The organism is Rhizobium sp. 62_C5_N11_2, from assembly GCF_051811185.1.
Classification (GTDB): domain Bacteria; phylum Pseudomonadota; class Alphaproteobacteria; order Rhizobiales; family Rhizobiaceae; genus Rhizobium; species Rhizobium leguminosarum.
The window spans coordinates 2,436,517-2,457,754 of the sequence record NZ_JBPWPW010000001.1 but is presented as its reverse complement, the minus strand read 5'-3'; the positions used below and the strand labels follow the sequence as shown (position 1 = coordinate 2,457,754).

The 21,238-nt window shown below is 61.4% G+C and carries 23 protein-coding genes; 15 read left to right on the top strand and 8 right to left on the bottom strand.

Annotated elements, in window-relative coordinates:
• Positions 1 to 117: 117 nt before the first annotated feature.
• Positions 118 to 513 (top strand): Ohr family peroxiredoxin, encoded by a 396-nt coding sequence (locus AB8B31_RS12395; RefSeq protein ID WP_047621029.1) that lies wholly within the window; start codon positions 118 to 120, stop codon positions 511 to 513.
• A gap of 114 nt (positions 514 to 627) precedes the next feature.
• The gene (locus AB8B31_RS12390; protein WP_130652604.1) at positions 628 to 1,671 is read left to right on the top strand and encodes a DUF3095 family protein; all 1,044 of its coding nucleotides are present in this window, start codon (positions 628 to 630) and stop codon (positions 1,669 to 1,671) included.
• Between the two features lie 42 nt (positions 1,672 to 1,713).
• Here the strand turns inward: AB8B31_RS12390 and AB8B31_RS12385 are convergent, their stop codons facing one another.
• On the bottom strand, positions 1,714 to 2,130 hold the full coding sequence (locus tag AB8B31_RS12385) for an NUDIX hydrolase (protein WP_130652603.1): 417 nt from the start codon (positions 2,128 to 2,130) through the stop codon (positions 1,714 to 1,716).
• A gap of 231 nt (positions 2,131 to 2,361) precedes the next feature.
• Here AB8B31_RS12385 and AB8B31_RS12380 point away from each other — a divergent pair, with 231 nt between their 5' ends.
• On the top strand, positions 2,362 to 3,663 hold the full coding sequence (locus AB8B31_RS12380; protein ID WP_130652602.1) for an epoxide hydrolase family protein: 1,302 nt from the start codon (positions 2,362 to 2,364) through the stop codon (positions 3,661 to 3,663).
• Positions 3,664 to 3,695: 32 nt separating this feature from the next.
• Here the strand turns inward: AB8B31_RS12380 and AB8B31_RS12375 are convergent, their stop codons facing one another.
• Together AB8B31_RS12375 and AB8B31_RS12370 are read right to left on the bottom strand one after the other, a co-directional pair.
• The gene (locus AB8B31_RS12375) at positions 3,696 to 4,169 is read right to left on the bottom strand and encodes a MarR family winged helix-turn-helix transcriptional regulator (RefSeq protein ID WP_018242473.1); all 474 of its coding nucleotides are present in this window, start codon (positions 4,167 to 4,169) and stop codon (positions 3,696 to 3,698) included.
• Positions 4,170 to 4,314: 145 nt separating this feature from the next.
• Positions 4,315 to 5,370: a GlxA family transcriptional regulator gene (locus AB8B31_RS12370; RefSeq protein ID WP_130652601.1), complete on the bottom strand. Its 1,056-nt coding sequence runs from the start codon at positions 5,368 to 5,370 to the stop codon at positions 4,315 to 4,317.
• A 150-nt stretch (positions 5,371 to 5,520) separates the two neighbouring features.
• Between AB8B31_RS12370 and AB8B31_RS12365 the strand changes: the two genes are divergently transcribed.
• The 6 genes from AB8B31_RS12365 to AB8B31_RS12340 all read left to right on the top strand — a co-directional run bounded on the left by AB8B31_RS12365 (position 5,521) and on the right by AB8B31_RS12340 (position 11,125).
• Positions 5,521 to 6,399 carry an ABC transporter substrate-binding protein gene (locus AB8B31_RS12365; RefSeq protein ID WP_026230804.1) on the top strand — a complete coding sequence of 293 codons (879 nt, stop codon included), beginning with the start codon at positions 5,521 to 5,523 and terminating at the stop codon, positions 6,397 to 6,399.
• A 181-nt stretch (positions 6,400 to 6,580) separates the two neighbouring features.
• A complete protein-coding gene (locus AB8B31_RS12360; RefSeq protein WP_018242470.1) occupies positions 6,581 to 7,333 on the top strand; it encodes an amino acid ABC transporter ATP-binding protein in 753 nt (250 codons plus the stop codon).
• A gap of 7 nt (positions 7,334 to 7,340) precedes the next feature.
• Positions 7,341 to 8,000, top strand: a complete 660-nt coding sequence (locus AB8B31_RS12355) for an amino acid ABC transporter permease (RefSeq protein ID WP_018447236.1) — start codon at positions 7,341 to 7,343, stop codon at positions 7,998 to 8,000.
• On the top strand, positions 7,997 to 8,659 hold the full coding sequence (locus AB8B31_RS12350) for an amino acid ABC transporter permease (RefSeq protein WP_130652600.1): 663 nt from the start codon (positions 7,997 to 7,999) through the stop codon (positions 8,657 to 8,659). The genes AB8B31_RS12355 and AB8B31_RS12350 overlap by 4 nt, the downstream gene beginning before the upstream one ends.
• A gap of 23 nt (positions 8,660 to 8,682) precedes the next feature.
• Complete coding sequence (locus tag AB8B31_RS12345) at positions 8,683 to 9,912, top strand: Atu1372/SO_1960 family protein (protein ID WP_113541980.1); 1,230 nt, start codon at positions 8,683 to 8,685, stop codon at positions 9,910 to 9,912.
• Position 9,913: 1 nt separating this feature from the next.
• Positions 9,914 to 11,125, top strand: a complete 1,212-nt coding sequence (locus AB8B31_RS12340) for an FAD-dependent oxidoreductase (RefSeq protein ID WP_130652599.1) — start codon at positions 9,914 to 9,916, stop codon at positions 11,123 to 11,125.
• Positions 11,126 to 11,299: 174 nt separating this feature from the next.
• On the opposite strand, the gene AB8B31_RS12335 is transcribed toward AB8B31_RS12340, so the two are convergent.
• Positions 11,300 to 12,070 carry a siderophore-interacting protein gene (locus AB8B31_RS12335; RefSeq protein WP_028733143.1) on the bottom strand — a complete coding sequence of 257 codons (771 nt, stop codon included), beginning with the start codon at positions 12,068 to 12,070 and terminating at the stop codon, positions 11,300 to 11,302.
• A gap of 283 nt (positions 12,071 to 12,353) precedes the next feature.
• Between AB8B31_RS12335 and AB8B31_RS12330 the strand changes: the two genes are divergently transcribed.
• Positions 12,354 to 12,965: an O-methyltransferase gene (locus tag AB8B31_RS12330; protein ID WP_130652598.1), complete on the top strand. Its 612-nt coding sequence runs from the start codon at positions 12,354 to 12,356 to the stop codon at positions 12,963 to 12,965.
• Positions 12,966 to 13,088: 123 nt separating this feature from the next.
• Positions 13,089 to 13,484 (top strand): hypothetical protein, encoded by a 396-nt coding sequence (locus AB8B31_RS12325; protein ID WP_018242463.1) that lies wholly within the window; start codon positions 13,089 to 13,091, stop codon positions 13,482 to 13,484.
• A gap of 6 nt (positions 13,485 to 13,490) precedes the next feature.
• On the opposite strand, the gene AB8B31_RS12320 is transcribed toward AB8B31_RS12325, so the two are convergent.
• A complete protein-coding gene (locus AB8B31_RS12320) occupies positions 13,491 to 14,177 on the bottom strand; it encodes a GntR family transcriptional regulator (protein ID WP_115157390.1) in 687 nt (228 codons plus the stop codon).
• 367 nt (positions 14,178 to 14,544) lie between these two features.
• Between AB8B31_RS12320 and AB8B31_RS12315 the strand changes: the two genes are divergently transcribed.
• Positions 14,545 to 15,327 carry an alpha/beta hydrolase gene (locus AB8B31_RS12315; protein WP_130652597.1) on the top strand — a complete coding sequence of 261 codons (783 nt, stop codon included), beginning with the start codon at positions 14,545 to 14,547 and terminating at the stop codon, positions 15,325 to 15,327.
• A 66-nt stretch (positions 15,328 to 15,393) separates the two neighbouring features.
• Here the strand turns inward: AB8B31_RS12315 and AB8B31_RS12310 are convergent, their stop codons facing one another.
• Both AB8B31_RS12310 and AB8B31_RS12305 read right to left on the bottom strand, forming a co-directional pair.
• Positions 15,394 to 16,911: an epoxide hydrolase family protein gene (locus tag AB8B31_RS12310; protein WP_113541986.1), complete on the bottom strand. Its 1,518-nt coding sequence runs from the start codon at positions 16,909 to 16,911 to the stop codon at positions 15,394 to 15,396.
• A 42-nt stretch (positions 16,912 to 16,953) separates the two neighbouring features.
• Positions 16,954 to 17,625: a TetR/AcrR family transcriptional regulator gene (locus AB8B31_RS12305; protein WP_130652596.1), complete on the bottom strand. Its 672-nt coding sequence runs from the start codon at positions 17,623 to 17,625 to the stop codon at positions 16,954 to 16,956.
• Between the two features lie 93 nt (positions 17,626 to 17,718).
• On the opposite strand from AB8B31_RS12305, the gene AB8B31_RS12300 reads away from it, so the two are divergent.
• From AB8B31_RS12300 to AB8B31_RS12290, 3 genes are all read left to right on the top strand, one after another.
• Entirely contained in the window at positions 17,719 to 18,357 is a 639-nt protein-coding gene (locus tag AB8B31_RS12300; protein WP_028733138.1) for an NAD(P)H-dependent oxidoreductase, read from the top strand.
• 62 nt (positions 18,358 to 18,419) lie between these two features.
• A complete protein-coding gene (locus AB8B31_RS12295; RefSeq protein ID WP_130652595.1) occupies positions 18,420 to 19,379 on the top strand; it encodes an acetylxylan esterase in 960 nt (319 codons plus the stop codon).
• 159 nt (positions 19,380 to 19,538) lie between these two features.
• Positions 19,539 to 20,207: an esterase family protein gene (locus AB8B31_RS12290; protein ID WP_130652594.1), complete on the top strand. Its 669-nt coding sequence runs from the start codon at positions 19,539 to 19,541 to the stop codon at positions 20,205 to 20,207.
• Positions 20,208 to 20,223: 16 nt separating this feature from the next.
• On the opposite strand, the gene AB8B31_RS12285 is transcribed toward AB8B31_RS12290, so the two are convergent.
• Entirely contained in the window at positions 20,224 to 21,216 is a 993-nt protein-coding gene (locus tag AB8B31_RS12285; protein ID WP_130652593.1) for a dihydroxyacetone kinase subunit DhaK, read from the bottom strand.
• Between the last annotated feature and the right edge of the window lie 22 nt (positions 21,217 to 21,238).

Below are 21,238 nucleotides of genomic sequence, written 5' to 3'. Positions count from 1 at the left end.
GAAACAAATCGTATCCGATTAAATCGGAATGTTGTTGACATCGGTTTTGGTGCGGCGTATTAGAGCGCATCCGATTTAATCGGATGCGTAATAAATCCAAACCGAAAGGATATCACCATGACCGAGAAGCTTCTCTTTACCGGCAAAACCCACATCTCCGGCGGCCGCAACGGCTCTGCACGCAGCAGCGACGGCACGATCGACATCAAGCTGCCGCAACCTCATCCAGCTGCCGAAAACCTGTTCGGCATCGCCTGGTCGGCCTGCTATATCGGCGCCATCGAGTTCGCCGCCTCGCAACGGAAGATCACGCTGCCGGCCGGTCCCGAGGTCGATGCGGAGATCGATCTTAACGTCGATAACGGTTCCTTCTTCCTCAGGGCGCGCCTCAATGTCAGCCTGCCCGGCATCGATCGCGACGTCGCGCAGGAGCTGATCGAGGCAGCCCATGGCATCTGCCCTTATTCCAAGGCGACACACGGCAATATCGACGTCGAGACCAAGCTTGTCTGAGCGCGGAAGGGTAGACCTCACCGCCAGAGGATTTGATGCGGAGGGCCTGCCGATCGCCGGCAGACCCCTTCCTGAGGTAGCAGGCACCGGAAATCTTGCCGATCTGGATACGCCATGATCAATAGCCACGCCCAGCCGCACCAGGCCTATGACGAGTTTTCGCTCGTGCTCGATCCTGATGTCTATGAGCCGTTGCCCGATGACTGGCTGATCGGCATCACCGACGTCGTCAGCTCGACCGCGGCGATCCGGTCGGGGCGCTATGAAGACGTCAACTATGCCGGCGCATCTGTCATCGCGGCGCTCGGCAATGCCTGGGGTTCGTTCGATTTCCCCTTCGTGTTTCGTGGGGATGGGGCGGCATTCGCCTTGCCGCCGCACGGCATCATGGCCGCGACCTCGGCGTTGCGGCAGGTCGCGAGCTTTGCAAGAAGCGATCTCGATCTTACCCTTCGGATCGGGCTGCTCACCGTGCGTGAAATCCGCAATAGTGGGCGCGACGTCAGAATTGCCCGCTATGCGGCTTCGGAAAAAGCGACCTATGCGATGTTTGCAGGGGGAGGGCTCAAATGGGCGGAGCAGCAGATCAAGAGCGGCCGGTATCTGGTCAAGCCGGGCCGCTACGCGACGAAGCCTGATCTGGCTGGCCTCAGCTGTGACTGGACCCCGTTCCCAAGCCAACGTGGCGAGATCCTGTCGCTGCTGGTCGAGCCAAGCGACCATATCAGTCCCGAGGTCTTTGCGGCGCTGGGGAAACGTGTGCTTGCGGTTTTCGATGCCGCGCCGCGCCAGTCTCATCCGCTTCCCGGCGGTATTCCTTTGTCAGGAGAAAGTGGGAAGCAGGTCGATGCGAAAGGCTGGTCGGAGGTCGCCGCCAATTCGGATTTCCGCAAGTTCGACGACGGTTTGCGCCTGACGCTGGACTGCACGCCGGAACAGATCGACAGGGTCGAAGCGATCCTCGTTCCGGCAAGGGCGCGCGGCGAGATCAACTTCGGACTGCACCGCCAGTCGCATGCGCTGATGACTTGTCTCGTGCCATCGGACAGGCCGGATTCGCACCTGCATTTCCTCGACGGGATGGGCGGCGGTTATGCGAGGGCGGCCGAGATGATGGAGGCTGGTGCGCTTGGCGACGTCCAGCATCATGCGCGCTGAAGACCCGTTCAGCCGGCGAGACGTCGTGACCGCCAAAGAGACCTAAGCGGGTGCGCCTGGTTTCCGCATGGCCAGGTTTGCCAGCATCTCAGTGAGCTGAGGCAACGCCAATTCGGCTTCTTTTTCTATCGCGGCGGCGGTGAACCATCTGAGCTCGGTGTGTTCATCACCGATAAGTCGCGGCCGGCCGTGCCATTTATCGACGTGATAGACATGGAACGTGACGGATGCTTCGGGCGGGCCTTCCGATCCGAACCGTCCTGCAAACTGCCAGAGCTCCGGCGTCACGCCTATTTCTTCCATCAATTCCCGGCACATTGCCGTCTCGGCGTCTTCACCCTCTTCGATATGGCCGCCCGGGAGGCTCCAGCGATCCGGGTGCACCTTGCGCTCCGAACTGCGCCTGGCCAGAAGAACGGTTCCGTTCCGGCTCAAGACGCCCATCGCGATGTCGGGCATGCATTCTCCTCTCCTCATCAATCTCGCGCCGATGCTGCCCGCAGCCACGGCTCTTTGCAATGACCAGTCGTCCATCGAGACAGTCGAGGTACAGCCTGACAGGGTAAGTTGACCCCTGTATTGCCCGGGCGCATAGTCCCCGGACAGACGCGAATGACCTGCTGCTGCGAACGAGGTCGGTCAGTCGATCTTCGTCCGTTTCCGAACAGATCAAACGGAGAGGAGAGCGTCATGCCACCCACATCCCTATCAACGCCCACGCGGCGCGAGCTGCTTGCGGCCACGGCCGCCGCCGGAGCCATCGGCATGCTTGGCGGGACGCGCAGCGCTGAGGCAAACGGCGACGGGCTTAGCCCATTCAGCGTCAATTTCTCCGAGGATCAGCTTGACGATCTGCGCCGGCGCGTCGCGGCCACCCGTTGGCCTGACAGGGAGACCGTCGCGGACGATACCCAGGGCGTGCAGCTTGCGACAATCCAGAAACTCGCGAAACATTGGGCGACGGATTACGACTGGCGTAAGATGGAGGCGCGGCTCAATGCTTTGCCGCAATTCATCACCGAGATCGACGGGCTGGATATCCACTTCATTCACGTGCGCTCCCAGCATAAAAATGCGCTGCCGTTGATCGTCACACATGGATGGCCTGGCTCGATCATCGAGCAGCTGAAGATCATCGAACCGCTCACGGATCCCACGGCGCATGGCGGGAGCGAAGAGGATGCATTTGACGTGGTGATCCCGTCTTTGCCGGGCTACGGCTTTTCCGGGAAACCGACGGGGTCGGGGAACTGGAACCCGCCGCGCATCGCGCACGCTTGGGTGACGCTGATGCAACGTCTCGGCTACACGAAGTTCGTGGCGCAGGGTGGCGACTGGGGCAACGCGGTCACCGAATTGATGGCGGTGCAGGAGCCGCCGGGATTGCTCGGCATCCACACGAACATGGCGGCCACGGTTCCGGCTGACATCGCCAAGGCTCTTGCCGCCGGCGGCATGCCGCCAGCCGACCTGTCGCCGGACGAAAGGCGCGCCTTCGATCAGCTCGACGATTTCTACAAGAATGGGCTGGGCTATGCCATCGAGATGAACAACCGGCCGCAGACGCTCTACGGCATCGTCGACTCGCCGGTCGGGCTTGCGTCGTGGATGCTCGATCACGACATCCGCAGTTACCGGATGATCGCCCGCGTTTTCGACGGAGAGCCCGAGGGGCTGACCAAGGACGATATCCTCGACAACGTCACGCTCTACTGGCTGACGAACACCGCAATCTCCTCGGCACGCCTCTATTGGGACAACGCGCACCATCCGTCGGGCGGGTTCTTCGACCCCAGGGGCATCAAGATCCCGGTGGCGGTCAGTGCTTTTCCCGATGAGATCTACCAGGCGCCGCAGAGCTGGGCGGAGAAGGCCTATCCGAAGCTCATCCACTACAACCGGCTGCCGAAGGGCGGTCACTTCGCCGCCTGGGAACAGCCGATGGCTTTCACTGCCGAGCTTAGGGCTGCGTTCCGGCCGCTGCGGCAGTAGACCCAGGCGAGATCAGGCGACTGATGCCGCGATCACGATTTCCCCGGTTCGCCCTGCGTTGACCGCAGCAGGTTGTCGCGCAGCGTCGTCACCGATTTCTGCACGACGGGAAAGTCGTCGCCGAGGCCGATGGCGCCAAGCAGCGCGTTGCCGGGATCGGTTTCAACCAGTTGGCGTCCCGCCGGCGTCAGGCTGACCCGCACCTGCCGTTCATCGGCGGGATCGCGGTGACGGGTGATAAAACCATTCGACTCCAGCTTCTTGAGGATGGGAGTCAGGGTGTTGGATTCGAGGAACATCTTTTCCCCCAACACGCCGACGGTCTGGTCGTCCTCTTCGGAGAGGGCCACCATAGCGATATATTGGGTGTAGGTCAGGCCAAGCTCGTCCAGGATTGGCTTATAGGCGCGGCCGAAGGCGAGATTTGCCGAATAGACCGCGAAGCACAGGAAATTCGAAAGTTTCCGGCCGTCCTTGCCCGCCGGCGGGGAGGCGGGCGCGGGCATATCCGGCCCCTTAGCTGCTTTAGATGTCGGCATCGGTCCATCCTGTCCGGGCTTTCTAACGATGAGACCTATATAAATCGTATCCGATTAAATCGCAATAGTGTCGAAGTCGGTTTTCGATCCTGCCGTGGTGACCCGACAAAGATCAGCGGAAACTCCTGGGAGGCTTGCCATACTTCTTGCGAAAAGCGGTCGCGAAATGGGCGGAGTCGGAGAATCCGATTTCAAAGGCGATCGCCGTCATGGGCAGTGTGCTATTTTCGATCAGAAAACGGCCATAGCGCAATCTCGTCTCGACGATAAAGCGCTTCGGGGTAATGCCGATATTGTCCTGGAAGAGACGCGCGAACTGGCGTGGCGACAGGCCGACCAAAGAGGCCACCTGTTCCGGTGAGACGTCGCGGCCTTTCCGACTCTCGATGAGAACGACGGCTCGCTGTATGCGCGAATCTTCTGTGCGGCGAAATGTTGTGGCGCGGCCGTGATCGAAGACGCTCATGTGCTTCTGCTCCGTGAGCGAAAGCTGGTGCACGGCCTTGGCCGCCCGATCCGGTCCGCAATGCGTGCGGATGAGTTCAGTCATCAGCGACAGGATCGATACGCCGCCAGGCACGGTAATGCGACCGTTTTCGATCAGGAAATCATCGCGCGTGGAGAAGGCTAGACGCGGAAAGGCAATACGGAAATCCTCCGCATGAAACGGATGAACGCACGCCTTGCGTCCGGCAAGCAGTCCTTCCTGCGCCAAGACGAAGGCGCCCGTGCAAACACCAATTACCGGGACACCCGCCGATGCCGCCACCCTGAGATAGTCGCGATGCTTGCCGGGTGCGGCGCGCAGATGTGGCAGGAGGCCACCGATAACCACGACGTAGTCGAAGTCGGTCGGGTTGATGTAGGGCGCATCGGCGTGAACCCGGATGCCGCAGCTGGCGACCGCTGCATGGCCCGGAGCCCCCATGATCGACCAGCGACAATGTAATGGACGGGAATTGTCGGCGAAGTCCGCCGCATGCCTGAGAGGCTCGACGATACCCGTCAGCGACATCATCGGGAAGGTCGGCCAGAGGAGAATGCCGACGGAGAGATCGGCCTTTCGGTCGCGTGCGACCAGAAGCCGCTCGGCCCAAAGATCGTCGAGCCAGCGCACATAGTCTGGCTCGCCGGCGGATGCTTCAGGAGGTTGCTCGGATGTGATCATGGGCGCAGCCATGTCCTTTTTTCAAAGAAAATGTCTGATTTATAAAATTCAGGCGCGGTCTTCGGTGTCAAGTTTCTTCTCGTCGAACGCGACATCCGGGGAGCAGAAACCACCGGACCGGGGAACCAACAAATCAAGGATCACAGAACAATGGCACTTTCTCTTTCGAGAAGGATGGTGACGTGCGCTCTGCTGGCAGGCAGCTTCATGTCCCTTTCATCTATCGCCAATGCTTTCGAACTTGCCGAGCAGGGCAAGCTGACGGTTGCCTTCACCGGCGACATGCCCGGCTCCGGCTGGCAGGACGGGAAGCTGATAGGCTACGACGGTGAAATCATGCAGCGCATTGCCGACAAGCTCGGCCTCAAGATTGAGCCGGCGCTCATGGAATGGTCGGGTACGATCGCCTCCGTTCAGTCAGGCCGCGTCGACGCCATGCTCGGCACCATGGGCTGGACCGAAAAGCGTACGAAGATCATGAGTTTGTCCGAGCCGATCCACTACTTCAAAAATGGCATCATGCAATCGACGAAGACGAGTTGGGACAAGCTTTCCGATCTGGAAGGCAAGAAGATCGGCACGATCACCGGCTTTTCGTTCATTCCGGAATTGAAGAGCATCAAAGATCTTCAGCTCTCGCTCTACGACACGTCCGACGCGGCCGTGCGCGATCTTATTGCCGGGCGCATCGACGCTGTCATCGGCGATCCGCCGGTGGTCTCCTATGCCATCAAGCAGAACCCTGATTGGAATATGCACTTCCTTGCCTTCACCGATAACAGTCCGGATTTCCCGCTGCTGACCGGTCTCGGCCAGGTGGTCTTTGGCCTCAATCAGAAGAACGACGATTTGCGCCAGAAGATGGACGTCATCATCGCTGACATGTGGAAGACTTGCGAGATGAAGGAAATCGGCGCCCGCTACGGATTGTCGTCGGATGTCTGGTTCAAGCCGGTGGGCCAAAACTTCCGAGCCGGCGTCGATCGCCCGGCAGATTACAAGCTGCCGTCTTGCGCAGCTGGCGGCTGAACAGCCGTGCGGACGGAAGCTGCACGGCAGCTTTCGTCCACCCTCTTCGCCTACTGCATAATTCCTTAAATCAGAATCGATTTCAGGAGAAAATTATGCAGCAATTCAAGGTGCTACAGCGTCCTTGGCGCGTCTGAAAAGACGCGCGGCGCTGTAGATATAGTCGCATAAGGAAACGGCGATGAATGCGCTTCTCAGCGTTGCAGGCCTGCGCAAGAGCTATGGTCCTATCGAAGTTCTCAAAGGCATCGATTTCGATGTCGCGCCAGGTGAGAAGATTGCCCTGATCGGTCCGTCCGGCTCCGGGAAATCCACCTGTCTGCGCTGCATGAATTTTCTGGAAAAGCCCAGTGCCGGCGAGATCCGCCTCGATGGCGAGCGCATCGGTGCGCGCAACGGCCATGTCATGAGCGACCGGCAACTTGCACCGCAACGCGCCGAGATGGGCATGGTCTTCCAGCTCTTCAATCTCTGGCCGCATCTGTCGGTGACGGAAAACGTGGCGATCGCGGCGCGCAAGGTGCGCGGCCTGCCTGCTGCCGAGGCCCGCGAACTGGCGTTGGAGATGTTGGCCAAAGTCCATATGACGCACCGCGCCGACGCCTCACCGCTCGAACTGTCCGGTGGCCAGCAGCAACGTGTCGCGATCGCGCGGGCGCTTGCCCAGAAGCCAAAGCTCATGCTGTTTGACGAGCCGACATCCGCACTCGATCCCGAACTGGTCCAGGAAGTTCTGAAAGTGATGGAGGAGCTGGCGGCCGAAGGGCGCACGATGCTGATCGTCACGCACGAGATCGCGTTCGCGCGCGACATTGCCGATCGCGTCCTGTTTCTTGACGGCGGCACCATCGTCGAAGCCGGGCCGGCACGCCAGGTCATAACCGCTCCCCGCGAAGCGCGAACGCAAGCGTTTCTCAACAAGATCCGGCACTAGGCGCGTCATGACCGGATTTTCCATATTTTTCTCGGTCGTCCAGGGGCTCGTCGCCGGCCTCGGCATAACCGTTTTCGTCACGATCGCCTCGCTGGCGCTCGCAGCCGCCTTCGGGTTCCTTCTCGCCCTGCTCAGGCAATTTGCCGGGATCAAATTCATCGATCTGGTGATCGATGTCTGCTGCGAGATTCTCTGCAATGTGCCGGCCTTGACGCATCTGTTCATCCTCTACTTCGGGCTTGCCAGCATCGGCGTGAAATTGACGTCGATCACGGCGGCCGTCCTGGGCCTCGGGCTCATCGGAGCGGCGATCACCTGTGCAATCTTTCGCGCCGGTTTCGCCGCGCTGCCTGGCGGGCAGGCGGAGGCGGCGCTTGCCGCAGGGCTGACCCCGCTCCAGACCATCTTTGAGATCCTGACGCCGCAGGCCATGCGGATAGCGCTTCCAGGGCTCGGGAACTACGCGGTGCAGCTCCTCAAGGATACATCCGTCGTCTCGGCCATCGCGGCGCCGGAAATCATGTTCTTTGCCCGCTCAATGGTGACGTCGTCCTTCCAGACAACAATGATCTACGCGACGGCGGCGGCACTCTACCTGTTGCTGAGCTTGCCATTGATGCAGGTCACGCGGTTCCTCGAAAGACGTTATGGGAGATTGAAAGGATGAGCGCTTTCCTAGCGCCCTATGGCGATTATGGTGCCGAATGGCTGCCTCTCCTCCTGCGGGCGATGGTGAATACGGCCCTGCTTTCCGTTTGTGCCTTTGCCCTGGCATTCGTTTTTGGCTTGCTGCTTTCGCTCTGCCAGAAATCCAGTTTCGCGGCGCTAAGGTATTTTGCGGCCCTTTATGTGACGATCGTGCGTGGCGTGCCGCTGCTGGCGGTTTTGTTTCTGCTTTATTTCGGCTTGCCGGGTATCGGGATCGTCTTTGATGCTTTCGGCGCGGCGATTGCGGGCCTGGCGTTGTGTTTCGCGGCCCAGGTCGCAGAGCTTTTCCGCGCCGGCCTGAAGGCTATACCTGCCGGGCAGAGCGAGGCAGCGTTAGCCGCGGGCTTCACCCCGGCCCAGAGCTTCGTCCTGATCATCCTGCCGCAGGTCGCGCGTGTCATTCTGGCGCCCATGATCATCACCTTCGTCTCGCTGCTCAAGGATTCTTCGCTCGCTTCGCTGGTTACCGTCAACGAACTGGTCCTCACCGGGCGGTCAATGGCGACCGAGTATTTCCTGCCCTTGCAAATCTACATTGCCGTCGGCCTCTGCTATTTCGCGATAGCCTGGCCTTTCTCGGTCCTCTCGCGCCGGCTAGCCCTTCCGGCCACCCGCTAACTCGTCATCACAAGGCCAAGACCATGACCATTGAAACGACCGTTGCCACCGGCGACGCACGTCGGCATGCAACGCAATCGGATGAACCTCGTTGGCCGGTGATCCTCATGACGCCCGACCTCAGCGAAGCGCCTGATGCTCCGACCGAGAAGGAGTATGTGGTACGCGCCAACTATGCGGACGCCATAGCCGAGGCAGGGGGAATTCCGTTGATCCTGCCTTACAATACCCGGAACCTGGCACCGGCCTTGGCACTCGCCGATGGAATCCTCCTTACCGGTGCGCGGCCGGGGACGGAGGTGACAGGGGCGCGCAGGCAGTTCGAAATTCAGCTGGTCGAGCAAGCCTTGAAAACCGGCAAGCCGCTTCTCGGCATCTGCCATGGCATGCAACTGATCGGTGAATGCCTTGGAGGCAAATTTCAAACCGAGCTGCCGGCCGCCGCCGTATCCCACATCCCGCAAGATGTCCCCGACGTGCTGGCGCACGAGATCATCGTCGAGCAGGGCAGCGTGCTCGCCAACTGGGTCGGGAAGAGGTCGGCGCGCGTCAACAGCCTGCATCGGCATGCTTTGGCCGGCCACGGACGATTCCGTGTCGCTGCAAGGGCGCCGGACGGCATCATCGAGGCATTCGAAGGAGAAACAGACGGCTTTTGCCTGGGTATCCAATGGCACCCGGAATACCGGCTGACTGAACTCGATAGGAATGTCATGAGGGCCTTCGTCGACCGCAGCGCCGAAGCGGCAGCCCGCAAGGCACGCAATGCTTCGTCGGCTGGAAGCAATCGCGTGCGCGAACGGCTGGTACAGCTCGAGCTTGCTCTGCCGGAAGCATCCTCGCCACCGGGTGCATTTTCCGGAGCTGTGCGGACCGGCAATATCATCACCATTTCCGGTCAAGTGCCGTTGAAGGATGGCGTGGTGCTGCAGACGGGACACCTCGGAGCATCAGTCTCCATCGAAGAGGGGCGAGAATGTGCGCGTTGGGCGCTCCTCAATGCGCTTGCCCAGTTGGAGGGAGCTGCGGGGGGCTTCCACAAGATCCAGGGCTTCGTACGGCTGGCGGGCTATGTCGCGGCAGATGCTGCTTTCGAGCGCCACGGCGCGGTCGTTGATGGCGCTTCGGAACTGCTCCGAGAGCTTTTCCCGGATCGATGGACGCATGCCCGCATCGCGGTCGGCGTTGCATCCCTGCCACGTGGGGTTCCTGTTGAAGTCGAGCTGACGGCCATCGTCGGCGACGAGGCCTGAGATGGGGCGCGTTGCGGTGATCGGCGCCGGCGTGGTCGGCGTGTCGTCGGCCTATCTTCTCGCCCGGGCGGGGCATGATGTGACACTTGTCGATGCGGCGGGCGAGCCGGGCACGGGGGCGAGTGCCGGCAACGCCGCGCAGCTGTCCTGGGCCTATGGTGACGCTATGGCATCGCCAGCCCTGCTGAAGCATCTGCCAGCCATTGCGATGGGGCGCGATCCGGCCTTCCGCATCCACTGGCAACTCGACCGGGACTTTCTGCGTTGGGGGCTGAAATTTATTGCCAATACCCCGTTCAGGCGTTGGTGGAACAATACGCAGGACATCCTGCGCCTCGCCGAGCAATCCCGTTACGAACTCGCGATCCTGCTTAAGGAAACCGATGTCGAATTCGATTACCGTGTCGCCGGAAAGCTGCATCTCTACGCCGACCCGCAGAGTTTTGCTGCCGCCCATTCCAGTGTCGTGCGCAAGAATGCCCTTGGCTTCGAACAACGCCTGCTGAAGCGGGTGGAGGCGGAAAACATCGAACCGGCGCTTGCCGCGTATCAGGGAGAGATTGCCGGCGCCGTTTATACTCCGGATGATGCCCTCGGCGATGCGGCCGGATTTTGCCGCCAGCTGACCGCCTGGATGGTCGGGCGCGGGCAGGTGTCGACGCTTTTCGGCAGGAGGGTTTCGAGCTTTGTCCAAACGGGAGGCGTGCTGACAGGGTTGAGGTTCGAGGATCGCGACGAGCTTCACGTCGACGCTGCTATTGTCGCCGCAGGGCCGCAGATCCTTTCCCTCGTGTCCGATCTGCCCGAGGCCCGGGACATACGCTCCGTCAGAGGCTACTCGCTCACCATTCCAAGATCCAGCCTTGCACCAAGTATCAGCCTGACAGACGTCAAGCGAAAGCTTGCCTTTGTGGCAATCGGCGACCGTTTTCGTGTTGCCGGACTGGCAGACATCGAGCGTCCCGGAGCCGGTTTTGATGTCGGGCGTTTCGACACGCTCAAGCTGGCCGCGTCCGCAGTGCTGCCCGATCTTTTCGACCGATCGGACGAACTGACGAGATGGTCGGGCGAGAGGCCCATGACTCCGACCTCCAAGCCCATGATCGCCGCCTCCAGACGCATCAAAGGTCTCTACATCAATGCCGGCCACGGCATGTTGGGATGGACGCTCGCATTGGGTTCTGCCCGCCGCGTGGTCGATCTCCTTCGATAAGTCGGTGGTTGGCGCCCGGTGCTCACAGTTGCGGACGACCACCTGCCGCAGCGTTCCGGCAGATGCGGGGACTTGCTCAATTCATACCTCTTCATCCATCTGATCGCTCCGGATCATAAAATCCGGAGCGAAGTGAGTGAGAGCACGTCACCAATGGAATCTGTGGAATGACCCCTAGCCGAATTTCTCAGTCGTGTCGGCCTTGCCGAACACCCAATAGCCGGATGCCTTGATCCAGCCGAGCGGGCAACCTCGTTCCAGCAGATAGGCGCGGATATCGCGTGTTACCGAGGCTTCCGCCGCGACCCAGATGAAGGTTTCCGGTTGGATATCGACCGTGCTCAACAATTTCAGCAGCGCTGCGGCATCGGTTGCCTGCGAGAGAGGCCGATGCGCCCAGTGGATGTGCAGTTCGGCTGATGTCGCGAAGACCTGCTCTTCCAACGGGCCGGTGACGGCTGCGATTGTGGTGATGACGGTTCCGGCACTGCTCTCCTCGATCCGGCGGCCGATTGCCGGCAGGGCCGTTTCGTCGCCGATCAGCAGCCATCGTTTGACTGTCTTCGAAACCACGGCGGAGCCCCTTGGTCCGCCGATCTCGAGCCTGTCGCCGGGGCGCGCGTCGATCGCCCATTGGGTCACGGGGCCTGCCTCGTGCAAGGCGAAGTCGATGGTCAGTCTGCGTTCGGCATTGTCGTAGCGGCGCGGCGTGTAGTCACGGCGTTCTTCCCCGCCATCGGTGGCCGGTACGAAAATCTTGATGTGGTCATCGGGTGCAAGACTGGTGAAGTCGGCGAGATCGCCGCCGGTCAATTCGATGCGGCGCATGCCGGGGGTGATGTCGATGACGCTTTCGACCATCAGGGTGCGCCGTCGCGTGTCGTGGCGGATCCGCTCGATGACAGGGGCGGGTGAAGTCTGTTCTTTGAGTTGATTGTTATCCATGTGTCCTTCCGGGGCTTTGAAGCTCGATCCGCAGGACATAGTCGCGCAGATCGAAGCCGCAAAAGCCGTTCGATCATACGCGTTGAGTGACGTTAACGCTTACGTGGCCGGGTGACCCGACCATTGAGCGCATGATGTAACCGACGCCGGCGGCATGTGCAACGGCAAGGTGGCCAACAAGGGCGATGATTGCCAAAGTTTAACTTTCCGGAGGTGTTTCGGTCGGGCAATGATCATCTGCTCAACACGCAGGAATTTCGTGCAGGCGGTCATGGAGAAGACAATGGACACCGAAATCCAGGACGTGCTCGACATCTATCACGCGATGATCGAGACGGAGCACAACAGCCCGCGCGAACTGCCTCCGGGCGGCCGCGACGGAGGACAGGATCAGCGGCTACGCGCGGTGGGACCAGAGACTGGGCAGTTCATCAATATCCTCGCCAGGAGCCTCAAGGCGCCGACGATCCTCGAACTCGGCACCTCCTTCGGTTATTCCGGGATATGGTTGGCGGAAGCCGCGCGCGCTTCCGGCGGTCGGCTGATCACCATGGAAATGCACGACTACAAGTCTGCCTACGCACGCGACATGGCCGTCAGGGCAGGGCTTGCCGAGTATGTGGAATTCAAGGTCGGGGATGCCGTCCAGATGATCGGCGCGCTTTCCTCCGGCATCGATTTCGTGCTGGTGGATCTCTGGAAGGATCTCTACGTTCCCTGCCTCGAAGCCTTCTATCCCAAGCTCAATCCGGGCGCGATCATCGTCGCCGACAACATGCTGCGCCCGGGAGGCGATGATCTCAAACGCTATGGTGAGGCTGTCCGTGCCAAGCCAGGGATATCAAGCGTGCTGCTGCCGGTCGGCAGCGGGCTTGAGGTCAGTCGGTTCGATTGAGGCTGAGGTGAGATTAGCTGTCATTTTGTTTTTTGGTTGCAGCAAAAAAGAAGACACGTTTTAAGCTAATTTCCGACACGTTCCCGATCAAAGCTCTGCGTTATTGCGAGCTTTGGAGATGTGATGTCGGGCATTCTTGTCGCCACCCTTTTGGCAACGGTTTCTGCAAAGATTCCAGCCGGGTTTTCCAGCGGTGACGTTCTCTATTCTGATTGCAGCGAGTCCCGGCAGTTTGTCGTCGGGTATGTTGCCGGTTGGTTGGACAAATGGAATAGTGATGAGCAACTCGCTCGTCGCATTTTTACCGAAGCCGCTCCCAGACCCAGCAGGATGGTGAACTCGGCGCATTTTGCAATCGCCGTTGGTGTCAACGTATGTATCCCAGTCGGAACTACGGCGGAAGCGATCGGCAATACGCTATGCACGTTCCTGGAGGAGAATCCCGGCATACGCGGGGCCACCGGCGACGAGTTGATGACCACCATGGCTCATTATAAATACCACTGCCCGATTCCTTAGGGAGATTCACGCCGGCTTGTTGGCCTCGATGAAACGGCTGAGCGAGGTGGCGGCGTTGAGCATATGGGCGCGCATGCGCCGTGACGCCATCTCGCCGTCGCCTTCGGCGATCGCCTGCATGATGGCCTCGTGTTCGTCGCGGGAGCGGCTCAGCCTTTCGCCCTGGCGCAGTTGCGTGCGCCGGAAGGCGTTCAGGCGGTTGCGGATGGCGATCGCCTGTTCGGCGAGGAAGCCGTTATGGGTGGCGCAGTAGATGGTCTCGTGGAACTGACGGTTGAAGCTATCATAGGCGTTGACGTCGCCGCTTTCGACGATTGGCCGTGAGAGCTCGTGCAGTTCGATCAGGCGGCTGCGCTCCAGCGGCGTCATGCGGTAGGTCGCGAGCCTGACGCAGACGGCCTCGATCTCGGCCACCGTCTCGAACATCTCCATGATGCGCTCCGGCGTCATACGGGCGACGACGCCGCCGCGCCGGGCGCGAAGCTCGACGAGGCCGCCCGCCGCCAGCTGACGCAGCGCTTCGCGAACCGGCGTGCGGGAGGCGCCGAAACGATCGGCAAGCTGCTGTTCGTCCAACGCTGCACCCGCCGCCAGCGTGCCGGCGGCGATCTCGTCGGTCAGGGCGTTGCGAATGCGATCGGAGAGCAAGCCGCGATCATCGCCGTCATCCTCGGTTTCGAAACCATTCGCCATTCCGTCATCTCCGATCTGTTTCAGGCATCGGCCCCAAGCGCCCGTGTATGCAAATGCGATTGCGTGCCTCTTCTGTGTATGCACGTGTGGCATCACGAAGGTGTTACGTATTCAATAATTGACTTTCTGTCGAATGGGAATACATAAATCTCCAGCAAGCAGGCTTCTGCATACACGAAGCCGCTTCAAATACCGAGTTTGACGACGGGATCGCGCAACCCGACGAAGGCCAGTGCCTCGCGCCCGGCTAACGAACCGTTCCGACATGGCATTACAGACCAACCAATTTTGACTTGGCTTCCGTTCTTCGGTCCCGAGCCGACATGCTTTCGATCCTTCAATTCCTGGACGCACAAGGAACCAGATCATGATGATGAACAGACGGGCTTTCTCGGCCGCCCTTGTTGCCGGCGCTGCCGCTTCTCTGCTTGCCACACGCGGCATGGCCGCGACATCCGCTCCCATAAAGGCGCGCAACGTCGTGCTGGCGCACGGGCTGTTTGCCGACGGCTCGTGCTGGACCGAGGTGATCGCGCGCCTGCAGGCGGCTGGACTCAATGCCACGGCGGTGCAGAACCCGCTGACGACGCTGCCCGAGGCCGTCGCTGCCGTGAAGCGGGTGCTCGACCGACAAGACGGCCCGACGGTTCTCGTCGGGCATTCGTTTTCTGGCATGATGGTGACTGAGTCCGGCGTGCACCCCAATGTTTCGGCGCTCGTCTATGTCGCGGCGCGGGCGCCGGATGCAGGTGAGGATTATACCGCTCTCGCCAAAACCTTCCCGACGCCGCCGGCTTCGGCCGGCATCGTCTTCGACGGCGACGAGGGACGCCTCAGCGAGGAAGCCTTCCTGCGTGATTTCGCCGGTGACCTGCCGGAGGCGAAGGCGAAAGTGCTCTATGCCGTGCAGCAACCGTTCCAGAAGGCGCTGCTGACCGGCAAGACGACACAGGCCGCTTGGCGTTCGAAGCCGAGTTGGTATGCCGTCTCGACCGAGGACCGGACGATCAATCCCGATCTCGAACGCTTTATGGCCAAACGCATGGGAGCAAAGACGATTGAAATCCAGGCCAGCCATCTGTCGTTGATCTCCCACCCGGACGAGATCACAAAGCTGATCCTCACGGCGGCGGGGGAGAATAGGGACTGATGCCGAGGCCTGGAAGTGGCAGGGCCGCGGCAGCATCCCTGGAGCGGCGAGGGGCCGCCGCTCCTCTCATATCGGTCGGCGCAGCGGCCTGAACGCTGCTCGAAGCTCGGCGGAGAAGAGCTCCGGCTGCTCCCAGGCGGCGAAGTGGCCGCCCTTGTCGACCTTGTGGAAATAGATAAGGTTGCGATAGGCGCGACGGGCCCATGTCTCCGGGGCCTGATAGCTCTCCCCAGGAAAGACGGTGATGGCGACCGGAAGCGCGATCTTGGAGGTCTTCTCCCCGGCCGCAAGGACGGGACTGCGCCCGCCGCCATATTCCCAGTAGATCCGGGCCGAGGAAGCGGCGCTGTTGGTCAACCAGTAAAGCGTGATGTCGTCGAGCACCTCGTCGGGAGACTTTTCGGGATCGCTGCTGTCGTAGGTCCAGTGCGTGAAGCCTGGATGACCGAGCGTCCATGCCGCAAGGCCGGCCGGGGAGTCCGATATGGCGTAGCCGATCGTCTGCGGCCCCGTGCCCATCATCGTGGCATAGGACCTGTTCCCCATCTTGGCTGCGGCGCTGAGGGCATCGAACGCCGCGCGTTCCTCGGTGGAGAGTCGCTGCGGCGCCGGCCCGCCCGCGGCGAGCACCGCGGCAACTTCGGGCGGCACGACAGCCGGCAGGTTGATGTGGATGCCGAGCAGACCTTGTGGCGCGAGCCGTGCCATCGCGCCGGAGACCGGCGAGCCCCAGTCGCCGCCCTGGGCGACGTAGCTGTTGTAAGCGAGGCGCTTCATCAGTTCCGCCCAGGCCCGTGCGATGCGGTCCGGCCCCCAGCCGGTGCCGGTCGGCTTGCCGGAGAAGCCGTAGCCCGGCATCGACGGAATGACCACGTCGAATGCATCTTCGGCGCGTCCGCCATGAGCGGTCGGATCGGTGAGCGGGCCGATGATCTTGAGGTTCTCGAATACCGATCCCGGCCAGCCATGGGTGATGATGACGGGCAGGGCATTCGGATGTTTCGAGTGGACGTGAATGAAGTGGATGTCTAGGCCGTCGATCTCGGTGATGAATTGCGGCAGCGCGTTCAGCTTCGCTTCCGCCTTTCGCCAGTCGTAGCCGGTGCCCCAATAATCGACGAGCGGCTTGATCTTTTCGAGCTGTATGCCCTGCGACTGGTCGTCGACCGTCTCGCGTTCGGGCCAGCGTGTTGCCAGTACGCGCCGGCGAAGGTCGAGGAGGTCCGCCTCGGGAGTGTCGACGCGAAACGGGCGGATCGCATCTCCCGCGGCAGCCGATGCCTGATAGGACGGAAACAGGCTGGTCGCGCCCGCGGCGGCAATCCCGATCGCCGCGGTGGTCAGGAACCTGCGCCGGTCGCGGTTCAGGGATTCCGAGCTGGCACTTGTGAGCAGTTTGAAGAGCATGGTCATGGCATTGTCCTTTGAAGCAGACGCCTTGGGCAAGACTTCGATAAGTTCGGCCATCGTCAGAATAGCATGGGCGTAGGTCGGGCCGTTCAGCTTGTGCGCCGCACGCATCATTAGGTGCGAGAAGGCGGCCGTCGCGTCGCTCACCAGGGTCGCGAAATAACCGAGTTCCATGGCGAAGCGGGCGGTGGATTCGATACAGCTATTCCCGCCGGATCATCTCGATGCGAGGCCAGCCGTATTGCGCAGGTGATCGGGATGCGTGCCGCCGCCCATACTTCTCGCCACCATCGCGACGATGGTTTCGAACAGTTCGTTCTTTGCCTCGACGGCGGTGATGTCGCCCGACGCGGCGGCATAGGAGAGGGCTTCGGCGGCGCCGAGCATGGCCCAGAGGCCGGCTGCGGCGATCGTGCCGGCACCGGTAAAGGGCGAAAGCGCGATGCGGCATTTCTCGATGAAGGCCGCTTCGTATTCGCGCTTGATCCTTTCGAGTTCCGGCGAGCCGGCAAGTGCTGCGATCACACCGGGGATTTCGCGGCCCTGAAGCAGCACGCAGTCGACATAGGAGGTGGCGATGACTGTGGCCCGGTCGGCAAGCGACGGCTGGCTTGCCGCAAGGGCTGCGTCCATCACATCCGTCTGGCGGGCGTCGAATTCGCGGTAGAGCGCTGCGAGCAGGCCTGGGCGGGTTTCGAAATGATCATAGACCACGGGTTTCGTTACGCCCGCCCGCTCGGAAAGCCGGCCGAGGGTCAGCGCTTCCGTTCCCTCGTCACGGGCGATCTGCCAAGCGACGTCGAGCAACTGGCGATGCCGATCCTGACGCGACAGGCGGCGGCGCGGCTGCGGATCGGTCGGCTGACCTGTTGTTTCGGCGCTTGACATCGCTATATACCAAAAGTAACTTACTGAAAGTAGCTTACTAAAGGTATACAGGCTGCGTCCTCCATCCGCAATCATTCAGCAGGAGTTTTCGCCATGCACGCGCTCATCGTCGTCGCGCATCCCGATCCCCAGTCGCTCACCCACCGCGTCGCCGCCCATCTTGCCGAAGGTGTCACACTTTCCGATGCCGGCCATTCCGTCGAGTTTGCCGATCTCGCGGCCGAGGGCTTCGATCCCCGGTTCACCGCGGCAGATATTGCTCTGCATCTGAGGAAAGGGGTGCTGCCCGCCGACGTTGCCGCCGAGCAGGCAAGGGTCGACCGCGCCGATGCGCTGGTGCTCGTCTATCCCGTCTACTGGTGGTCGATGCCGGGGCTTATCAAGGGATGGATCGACCGGGTGTTCACCAATGGCTGGGCTTACGACGATCGCCCGGATACCGGGCTGGTGAAGTTGCTTGGCCGCCTGCCGGTGCATCTGGTCGGCCTCGGCGGCGCCGATGCCGGGACCTATGTGCGGCACGGCTATTTCGGCGCCATGAAGACGCAGATCGATCACGGGATCTTCGACTATTGCGGCGCCCGCGTCGTGACATCGGAGCTGTTGCTCGAAGCCGGACCGAACCATGCGGCCGCCCATCTGGAGACTGCGCGCGCCGTTGGCCGCAGGCTCTTCGACACATCCAGGCGATACGAGGCGACTGACCGCGTAAAGGTGCCCGAGTTCCGGTAAGGTTTATCGGCTGGCTAAGGCAGAGTCTTGCGCCGCCGGCCTTTTCACGAGACAAGCCTTGGATGAGTATTCCGACGACACATCCCTTCGACTTTGATCCGACCTACGGCATGCAGCTCGCAGACCTCCTTGCCGTCAAGCAGCCCGAGGCGCCTGAGGGTTTCGACGATTTCTGGGAGGCGCGTTATCTCAGGGCGCTGACGGTCGATCCGCAGCCGGTGCTGCGCCGGAGCAAGATCAGCCATCCCGACTGGCATGTGCTCGATCTCGTCTATATCTCGACCGGGTCATTCAGGATCGGCGGCTGGCTCATCCTGCCGCGTCAGGGGGAGGTGCGGCGCGGCCTCGTCGTCGGGCATGGTTATGGCGGGCGGGATCGGCCTGAATTCGATCTGCCGGTCAAGGAAACGGCAGTGCTTTTTCCCTGCTGCCGCGGGCTGTCGCTTAGCGCTCGTCCGCCGATCTCGCAGAATCCCTCCTGGCATGTGCTGCACGATATCGACAAGCCTAAATCCTATATCATCGGCGGCTGCGTCGAGGATATCTGGCTTGCCGTCTCGACGCTTGTTGCACTCTATCCCTGGCTTTCAGGGCATATCGGCTATAGCGGCATCAGCTTCGGCGGCGGTGTCGGGGCAATGGCGATCGCTTACGACCAGCGCATCGATCGCGGCCATCTGGCGCTGCCAAGTTTCGGGGATCAGCCGTTGCGGCTGATCTTGCCGACCGTCGGCAGCGCGCAATCGGTGCAGGAGTATCATAAGGAACACGCAGATGTGCTCGAGACGCTTCGGCTCTACGATGCGGCAACGGCCGCTTCGCGAATCAAGGTGCCGATGCTGGTTGCCGTTGCGCTGTTCGATCCTTCGGTGGCGCCACCCTGTCAGTTCGCTGTCGCGAATGCGCTACCGAAATTTAATGAAATCTTCATCCTGGATGCCGGGCATTTCGACTATCCTGGCGGCGCTGAGCAAGAGGCGGTTCTCCGCGACAAGTTGGGACAGTTTTTCAGGGTGCCATGAACCGCGAATATCTGCGCTGGTACAGTCAGCGGCTGCATCGAGACATGGAGATGCTGCTGCATAATTCCTTCAATCGGACTCGATTTAAGGACAAAATTATGCAGCCATTCAAAGTGCTACAGCGTCCTTTGCGCGTCTGAAAAGACGCGCGGCGCTGTAGTGTTCGGCCATGCCGGCGCCAAGGTGCTGGTCTTTCCGACGCGGGACGGGCGCTTCTTCGAGTATGAACAGCTCGGGCTGGTCGCGAGCCTCGCAGACAAGCTCGGGGCCGGCCATCTCCAGCTCTATTGCATCGAGGGCCTGGCGGCAGAAACCTTCTATGGCTTCCACCGTCACCCGGCCGAGCGCATCCGCCGGCATGGTGCGCTCGAGGATTACATCCTGAATGAGGTGCTGCCGCTGATGGCGGCGAAGAATTCGCATGAATGCACCATCGTGCATGGCTGCAGCCTCGGCGCCTTCCAGGCGGCAAGCCTGTTCTTTCGCCATCCGCATCTCTTCCGCAAGCTCGTCGCCTTTTCCGGCCGCTACGACCTGACGATGAAGGTGGAATCCTTCGGCGACCTGTTCGACGGCTATTACGACGACAGCGTCTATTTCCACACGCCGACGCATTTTCTGCCTGGGCTCGGCGGCGATTGGCGGCTCGACAGGCTGCGTGAGAGCGACATCATTCTCACCATTGGCGATGCTGACCCTTTCCTCGACAATAACCGCTATCTCAGCCGGTTGCTCGCGGACAAGAATGTCGGCCATCAGTTACATGTCTGGGATGGACGCGCCCACCGCGCCGGCGCCTGGCGGAAGATGGCGGCGCTTTATATCTGACACGCTTGGAACGCTGTCACGGCCAATGCAGCGCTGCGGTCGCCACCGGCGCGTCCCAGAGGGCGATTTCCTCGTCGGTCAGTAAGGCAAGGGTGACGGACAGTCCCTGCATGTCGAGCGAGGTGACGTAGGTTCCGACCAGTGAGCGCTCGATCGGGATGCCTCTTTCCTCGATGAAACGGCGGGCGCCGTTATAGGCGAGGTAGAGTTCGGCGGGCGGCGTGCCGCCGAGGCCGTTGACGAAGAGCAACGCCTTGGCGCCTGGCGCTGCCGCGATGTCGCCGGCGATGGTCTGGCAGAGATGGCCGATGATGGTGTCGGAGGCGGCGAAGGGCTGCCTGGCATGGCCGGGTTCGCCATGGATGCCGACGCCAATCTCCATTTCGTCGGGTCCGAGCGAAAATGTGGTGCGCTCGGTCTGCGGCACCGTCACGCCATTCAGCGCCACACCCATTGAGCGGATGCGCGTATTCAAACCTTCCCCAAGCTGCTTCAATGCGGAAAGTGTCATGCCGCGTTCGGCCGCAGCGCCGAGGATCTTTTCGACGACCAGCGTTCCGGCGACGCCGCGTCGGCCTCTGCCTTCGCCGATCTTCGATGTTTCGATATCGTCACTGACGACCACCATGTCGAGGCTGTGGCGATCTCCGGCCATTTCGATCGCCATTTCGAAATTCATCAGGTCGCCGTCGTAATTCTTGACCACCAGCAGGCAGCCGGCGCCGGTATCGGTCTCTTCGATCGCGGCGATGATCTGACTCGGCGTCGGCGAGGTGAAGATATGGCCGACGCAGGCGGCGTCCAGCATGCCGTGTCCGACGAAGCCGATATGCATCGGCTCATGGCCGGCGCCGCCGCCTGATATAAGCGCCACCTTGCCAGGGGTGAGATGGCGGCGGCGGATGCATCTGCGCTCAGGCCCGAACACCACGAAGGCCTCATGGGCGCGCACGAAGCCTTCGACGCTTTCGGCGACCATGGTTTCCGCAGTGTTCATGAACTTCTTCATCAAGCCTCTCCCAAGGCCAAAA

Bases quoted from the DNA above. Each gene is read 5' to 3' on its own strand.
- AB8B31_RS12395 (WP_047621029.1), top strand. From the start codon at position 118: ATGACCGAGAAGCTTCTCTTTACCGGCAAAACCCACATCTCCGGCGGC.
- AB8B31_RS12390 (WP_130652604.1), top strand. From the start codon at position 628: ATGATCAATAGCCACGCCCAGCCGCACCAGGCCTATGACGAGTTTTCG.
- AB8B31_RS12385 (WP_130652603.1), bottom strand. From the start codon at position 2,130: ATGCCCGACATCGCGATGGGCGTCTTGAGCCGGAACGGAACCGTTCTT.
- AB8B31_RS12380 (WP_130652602.1), top strand. From the start codon at position 2,362: ATGCCACCCACATCCCTATCAACGCCCACGCGGCGCGAGCTGCTTGCG.
- AB8B31_RS12375 (WP_018242473.1), bottom strand. From the start codon at position 4,169: ATGCCCGCGCCCGCCTCCCCGCCGGCGGGCAAGGACGGCCGGAAACTT.
- AB8B31_RS12370 (WP_130652601.1), bottom strand. From the start codon at position 5,370: ATGATCACATCCGAGCAACCTCCTGAAGCATCCGCCGGCGAGCCAGAC.
- AB8B31_RS12365 (WP_026230804.1), top strand. From the start codon at position 5,521: ATGGCACTTTCTCTTTCGAGAAGGATGGTGACGTGCGCTCTGCTGGCA.
- AB8B31_RS12360 (WP_018242470.1), top strand. From the start codon at position 6,581: ATGAATGCGCTTCTCAGCGTTGCAGGCCTGCGCAAGAGCTATGGTCCT.
- AB8B31_RS12355 (WP_018447236.1), top strand. From the start codon at position 7,341: ATGACCGGATTTTCCATATTTTTCTCGGTCGTCCAGGGGCTCGTCGCC.
- AB8B31_RS12350 (WP_130652600.1), top strand. From the start codon at position 7,997: ATGAGCGCTTTCCTAGCGCCCTATGGCGATTATGGTGCCGAATGGCTG.
- AB8B31_RS12345 (WP_113541980.1), top strand. From the start codon at position 8,683: ATGACCATTGAAACGACCGTTGCCACCGGCGACGCACGTCGGCATGCA.
- AB8B31_RS12340 (WP_130652599.1), top strand. From the start codon at position 9,914: ATGGGGCGCGTTGCGGTGATCGGCGCCGGCGTGGTCGGCGTGTCGTCG.
- AB8B31_RS12335 (WP_028733143.1), bottom strand. From the start codon at position 12,070: ATGGATAACAATCAACTCAAAGAACAGACTTCACCCGCCCCTGTCATC.
- AB8B31_RS12330 (WP_130652598.1), top strand. From the start codon at position 12,354: ATGGACACCGAAATCCAGGACGTGCTCGACATCTATCACGCGATGATC.
- AB8B31_RS12325 (WP_018242463.1), top strand. From the start codon at position 13,089: ATGTCGGGCATTCTTGTCGCCACCCTTTTGGCAACGGTTTCTGCAAAG.
- AB8B31_RS12320 (WP_115157390.1), bottom strand. From the start codon at position 14,177: ATGGCGAATGGTTTCGAAACCGAGGATGACGGCGATGATCGCGGCTTG.
- AB8B31_RS12315 (WP_130652597.1), top strand. From the start codon at position 14,545: ATGATGATGAACAGACGGGCTTTCTCGGCCGCCCTTGTTGCCGGCGCT.
- AB8B31_RS12310 (WP_113541986.1), bottom strand. From the start codon at position 16,911: ATGGAACTCGGTTATTTCGCGACCCTGGTGAGCGACGCGACGGCCGCC.
- AB8B31_RS12305 (WP_130652596.1), bottom strand. From the start codon at position 17,625: ATGTCAAGCGCCGAAACAACAGGTCAGCCGACCGATCCGCAGCCGCGC.
- AB8B31_RS12300 (WP_028733138.1), top strand. From the start codon at position 17,719: ATGCACGCGCTCATCGTCGTCGCGCATCCCGATCCCCAGTCGCTCACC.
- AB8B31_RS12295 (WP_130652595.1), top strand. From the start codon at position 18,420: ATGAGTATTCCGACGACACATCCCTTCGACTTTGATCCGACCTACGGC.
- AB8B31_RS12285 (WP_130652593.1), bottom strand. From the start codon at position 21,216: ATGAAGAAGTTCATGAACACTGCGGAAACCATGGTCGCCGAAAGCGTC.